This is a genomic window from Streptomyces canarius, assembly GCF_014650735.1.
Lineage (GTDB): Bacteria > Actinomycetota > Actinomycetes > Streptomycetales > Streptomycetaceae > Streptomyces > Streptomyces olivaceoviridis.
On the sequence record NZ_BMVN01000143.1, the window covers coordinates 1 to 4316 of the forward strand.

The following is a 4316-nucleotide window of genomic DNA, read 5'->3' on the forward strand; positions in this document are numbered from 1 at the left end:
ATCACCGCCCACAGCACCGGCTGCACACGGTCCACCCGCTCGTAGTCACCGGATCGCAGCACCTCGGTCAGCGACCAGTCCACATGCGGAGCCAGGGCACGCTCACACTCGGCGAGGCGCTCGGCGAACACCGGCGACGACTCCAGCAGCTCCACCGCCATCCCCGCCCACTGCGACCCCTGACCGGGGAAGAGGAACACGGTGCGGCGGCCGGCGTCGGCGGTGTGCACGGGCGCCTTGCCGTCGAGCACCGCGCGGAGGCCGGCGGCGAGTTCCTCGCGGTCGGCTCCCACGACCACGGCCCGCCGCTCGAACGCGGTCCTGGTGGTCGCCAGTGAGTAGCCGACGTCCAGCGGGTCGGCGTCCGGCCAGTCCAGCAGGGCGCGCGCCTGGTCACGCACCGCGTCCTCGGTGCGGCCCGACAGGGTCCAGGCCACGACCGGCTCGGGGGCGGTCCCTGCCGTCTGCGCGGTCTGACGAGCCGGGGCGGGCTCGGCCTGTTCGATGATGACGTGCGCGTTGGTGCCGCTCATGCCGAACGACGACACGCCGGCACGCCGCGGGCCGTCCCAGGCCCGCTCCTCGGTCAGCAGCTCGATGTTCCCCGCGGACCAGTCGATGAACGGCGAGGGGACGTCCGCGTGCAGCGTCCTGGGCAGCACGCCGTGCTCCATGGCCTGGAGCATCTTGATGATGCCGGCCACACCGGAGGCGGCCTGGGTGTGGCCGAGGTTGGACTTGAGCGAACCGAGCCACAGCGGCCGTTCCCGGTCCCGGCCGTAGGTGGCGAGCAGGGCCTGGGCCTCGATCGGGTCGCCCAGTTTGGTGCCGGTGCCGTGCGCCTCGACCACGTGCACGTCGGAGGGTTCGAGTCCGGCGTTCGCCAGGGCCTGCTGGATGACGCGCTGCTGCGAGAGCCCGTTCGGCGCGGTCAGGCCGTTGGAGGCGCCGTCCTGGTTGACGGCGCTGCCGCGCACGACGGCCAGCACCGGGTGCCCGTTGCGCCGGGCGTCGGACAGGCGCTCCAGGACGAGCATGCCGACACCCTCGGCTATGCCGAATCCGTCGGCGTCGGCGCCGAACGGTTTGCAGCGGCCGTCGGCCGCCAGGCCACGCTGTCGGCTGAAGCCGGTGAAGGACAGGGGTGAGCCCAGAATGGTGGCGCCGGCGGCCAGGGCCAGCGAGCATTCGCCGGACCGCAGTGCCTGGGCCGCGAGGTGCACGGCCACGAGTGAGGAGGAGCAGGCGGTGTCGATCGTCAGCGCCGGCCCTTCCAGGCCGAGCGAGTAGGAGATGCGACCGGACAGCACACTGGTGGAGATGCCGGCGATGAGGTGGCCCTCGGCCTCCTCGGGCACCCGCTCGCCGTCCCCGCCGTACCCCTGGTACCCGGCGCCGACGAACACGCCGGTGTGCGTACCGCCCAGCGTGGTCGGGTCGATACCGGCCCGCTCCAGCGCCTCCCAGGACGTCTCCAGCAGCAGCCGCTGCTGCGGGTCCATGGCGAGGGCCTCGCGCGGGCTGATGCCGAAGAACGCCGGGTCGAACAGGCCGGCGTCGTAGACGAAGCCGCCCGCGCGGGAGTAGCTCGTGCCGGGCCGGTCGGAGTCGGCGTCGAAGAGGTCCTCGATGTTCCAGCCGCGGTCGCCGGGGAGTTCGGATACCGCGTCGCGCCCCTCGGCGAGCAGCCGCCACAGGTCCTCGGGCGTGCGCACACCGCCCGGGTAGCGGCAGGCGGCGGAGACGATGACGACGGGGTCGTCATCGGCGGGCACGGTCACCGGCACCGGGGCGGTGGGCGCCGTCGCCGTGCCGAGCAGTTGGTCGTGCAGGTGGTCGGCGAGGGTGGTGGCCGAGGAGTAGTCGAAGACGATGGTGACCGGCAGCCGCAGGCCTGTCGAGGCGTTCAGCCGGCCGCGCAGGTCGACGGCGGTCAGCGAGTCGAATCCCAGTTCCCGGAAGGCACGGGACGGATCGATGTCGGCCGCGGACTCGTGGCCGAGGACGGCCGCGGCCTGGGTCCGGACGAGGTCGACGAGGGCGTCGCGCCGCTCGGCTTCGGAGAGGGCACGGAGCCGATCCACCAAGGGCGAGGAGCTTTCGTCCTGACGGGCGGCGTCCGCCGTCCGGTCGGTCAGCGCCTCACGGGCGTCGGGCAGGTCGGAGATGAGGGCGCTGGGCCGGGCGGATGTGAACACGGGGGCGAAGCGGTCCCAGTCGACGGCGGCCACGACGATGACCGTCTCGTCCCGGTCCAGCACCTGCTGGAAGCCCTCGATGGCGAGCGCGGGGCGCATGAAGGGGATGCCCCGTCCGCGCAACTGCTGCTCGGCGAGGTTGGCGGCCATCCCCTTGCCGTCCTGCGGGGCCCAGATGCCCCAGACCACCGAGGTGGCTGCCAGCCCGCGGGCGCGCCGGTGCTCCGCGAGGCCGTCCAGATAGGCGTTGGCGGCGGCGTAGGCGCCGTGGTCCGCGCTGCCCCAGACCGCGGAGATGGACGAGAACATGACGAACGCGTCCACCTCGCCGATCAGCTCGTCCAGGTGGGCCGCGCCCAGCACCTTGGCGTGCAGGGTGTCGCCGAACTCGGCCAGGTCGGTGTCCGGCAGCGGCACGAGGCTGCCCTCGCCCGCTGTGTGCATGACGGAGCGGATCCGGTCGCCCTGGGCCTCCAGGCCGGCGATGAGAGCGGCCAGTTGCTCGCGGTCGGTCACGTCGCAGACGGCGGTGGTGACGCGGGCGCCCAGGGACCGGAGTTCCGCGGTCAGTTCGGCGGCGCCGGGCGCGTCACCGCCCCGCCGGCTGAGGAGCACCAGGTGTTCCGCTCCGTTGCGCGCCAGCCACGCGGCGATCTGCCCGCCGACGGCGCCCGTGCCGCCGGTGATGAGGACCGTGCCACGGGGACGCCATGGCTCGGGCGCTGCCCCGGAGGGCAGGGGGGCTCGGGCGAGGCGGCGTCCGTACGCGCCGCCGGGCCGCAGGGCCACCTGGTCCTCGTCCGAGTCACCGGCCAGCACGGAGATCAGGGCGGCGGGGTCGAAGCCCTCGGCCAGGTCGCAGAGCCCGCCCCAACGCCGCGGGTACTCCAGGGCGGCGACGCGGCCCAGGCCCCACACCAGGTTCTGGGCGACGCCGGTCACCGGGTCGTCGTGGCCTGTGGAGACCGCGCCGCTGGTCAGGCACCACAGCGGGGCGTCGATGCCCGTGTCGTCGAGTGCCTGGGCGAGAGCGAGGGTGAGGGCCACGCCGACCGGTACGACGGCATGGTCCGGGTGCGGCCGTTCGTCCAGGCCGAGGAGCGACACCACCCGGTGCGGCGGACGGGGCAGGCCGGCCAGTCGCCGCGCGAGCGTCTGCCGGTCGCTGTCGGCAGCGGTCAGTTCCGTCTGCGTCACCGTCGCGCCGGCGGCCTCCAGTGCCCGGCGCACGTCGGCGGTGAGCGGGTGGCCGGTCTCCGGGACGAGCAGCAGGCAGTGGCCGGAGAGGTCCCCGGGGGCACGGGCGGGCAGCGCCTTCCAGGTGACCCGGTACCGCCAGGAGTCGACCGTGGCGCGGCTGTCGTGGCGGTTGCGCCAGTCGGACAGCGCGGGCAGCAGGGCGCTGAGCGGCGTCTGCGGGTCTACGCCGAGCAGTTCTCCCAGGCTGCCGTCCTCGACCGTCTGCCAGAAGTGGTTCTGCTCCGCCGCGCCGATGCCGACGCTGTCCTCCAGCCAGAACCACTTGCGCTGGAAGGCGTACGTCGGCAGCTCCCGGCAGGCCGGCGTGCCACCGAAGAACGGCGACCACTCCACCTCCACGCCCCGCACGAACAGCTCCGCCACCGACACCAGGAACCGGCGCAGACCCCCCTCCTCACGCCGCAGCGTCCCCGACACGACAGCCGCGTCACCCAACGCCTCGTCCATCCCCACCGTCAGGACGGGATGAGCACTGACCTCGACGAAGATGTCGTGCCCGGCAGCCGCGAGAGATCGCACGGCGGTCTCGAACCGCACCGTCTGCCGCAGGTTGCGGAACCAGTACCTCGCGTCGAGCTCCTCCCCGGAGAGCCACTCCGCGTCCACCGTGGAGAAGAACGGCACCGTGGCCGGCCGGGGAGAAACCCCCTCCAGCACCCGCAGGATCTCCTCACGGATCTCCTCCACCTGTGCGGAGTGAGAGGCGTAGTCCACCGGGATGCGCCGGGCCCGCTCCACCCGGCCCAGAACCTCCTCCAGACCATCCGGGTCACCCGCGACAACCACCGACGACGGCCCGTTCACCGCCGCCACCGACACACCCTCCGGCAGCAGGCCGTGCACCTGCTCCACCGGGAG

1 protein-coding gene is annotated in these 4316 nt (G+C 73.4%); it reads right to left on the bottom strand.

Annotation, left to right across the window (positions count from 1 at the left end; all coding sequences use genetic code 11):
- Nucleotides 1–4316, bottom strand: a 4316-nt coding sequence (locus tag IE294_RS46370; protein ID WP_189895335.1) for a type I polyketide synthase, incomplete at both ends; no start/stop codon positions are given.